The organism is Mycobacterium alsense, from assembly GCF_002086635.1.
In the GTDB taxonomy this organism is placed as follows: Bacteria; Actinomycetota; Actinomycetes; order Mycobacteriales; family Mycobacteriaceae; genus Mycobacterium; species Mycobacterium alsense.
In genome coordinates, this window is record NZ_MVHD01000118.1 from 1 (window position 1) to 1,640 (window position 1,640).

At 65.9% G+C, this 1,640-nt stretch carries 1 protein-coding gene; it reads left to right on the forward strand.

Annotated elements, in window-relative coordinates:
- Positions 1 to 112: 112 nt before the first annotated feature.
- The gene (locus tag BST11_RS26725) at positions 113 to 1,624 is read left to right on the forward strand and encodes an IS1634 family transposase (protein WP_083141164.1); all 1,512 of its coding nucleotides are present in this window, start codon (positions 113 to 115) and stop codon (positions 1,622 to 1,624) included.
- Positions 1,625 to 1,640 lie beyond the last annotated feature (16 nt).

Genomic DNA, 1,640 nt, shown 5'->3' on the forward strand with positions numbered 1-1,640 from the left:
CCTGACTTGGCTCACGTTGCCGGATTGACGACGATCGCAGGGCCCTGAGCTGTGGTTTCTTTGTCGGTTCGGGCTGAATTTGCGCACTAAATCGGGGCCGTAGGCTGCCGGGGTGGCCTACGTGCGCACCGTGAGGACCGCTTCGGGGGCGACCGCGGTGCAGATCGTGTGGTCCAGTCGGCGCGGGTCACGCTCCATCGAGCACCTGGGCTCGGCTCATGATCAGACCGAGCTGGCCGCGCTGAAGGCGGCCGCGGCCGAGCGGTTGGCGGCCAACCAGGCGGTGCTCGATCTCGATGTGACCGCCCCGCCGGGATCTGAGCCGCTGCCGATCACCTCCACCCGGATGACGCACTTGTGGGACGCACTGTGCGCGGCGTATCGGATCTTGGGTTTCGAGTCAGCTGCCAAGAGCGACAACGTGTTTCGTGATCTGGTGCTGGCGAGGATCATCGAACCCACCAGCAAGATCGATGCTGGACGAGTACTCGCGGAGGTCGGCGTCGAGCCCGCGTCCTATGCCACCGTCAAGCGGCGCCTGCCCAGCTATGCCCAACCGCGGTGGCGCCAAGCATTGGCCGCCGCGAGCGCCCGCCACGCCGGGCTGGGGCCGGCATCGCTGGTGCTCTTCGACGTCTCGACGTTGTACTTCGAAACCGATGCCGGTGACGGATTCCGCGAACCCGGCTTCTCCAAGGAGCGCCGCCTGGAACCCCAGATCACCCTGGGACTGTTGACTGACGCCGCGGGGTTCCCACTGACCGTGCAGGCCTTCGAGGGCAACAAGGCAGAGACGGCCACCATGCTGCCGGTCATCAACGCTTTCAAGACCGCCCACCAGCTCACCGACGTCACCGTCGTCGCCGACGCCGGGATGATCTCCGAGGCCAACCAGGTCGCCATCAAAGCCGCCGGGCTGTCGTTCATCCTGGGCACCCGCATCCCGTTTGTGCCCGATGTCGTGCGCGAATGGCGCGATAACCACCCCGAAGAGGCGATTCCCGACGGGCTGGTGCTGACCCAGCCCTGGCCGGCCACCAGCGCCGAGAAGACCCGCGGCATCCCCGACCGGGTCGTCTACTACCAATTCCGCCACGACCGGGCCCGCCGCACGCTGCGCGGGATCGACGAGCAGGTCCGCAAGGCCGAACGCGCCGTCGAGGGGCGCGCCCCGGTCAAACGCAACCGCTACATCCAGCTCACCGGTGCCGCGAAGTCAGTCAACCGCACGCTGGAAGCCAAGACTCGAGCGTTGGCCGGCTGGAAGGGCTACACCACCAACCTCACCAGCGCGTCCTCGACGTTCGTCATCGATGCCTATCACCAGCTGTGGCACATCGAGAAGGCCTTCCGGATGTCCAAACACGACCTGCAAGCCCGTCCGATCTATCACCATCTGCGCGATTCCATCGAGGCCCACCTGAGCATCGTGGTGGCTGCGATGGCCGTCAGCCACCATATCGAGATCCAAACCGGCTGGACCATCAAGAAATTCGTGCGCACCGCCCGCCGCTACCGCACCGTGAAAATTCAGGCAGGCCACCAGACCGTCACCGCCGCCGACCCGCTACCCGACGACCTCCGCACCGCTCTGCTCAAAATCCGCGCCTGTGATGCGCACTAATTTGAGCCAAGTCGGG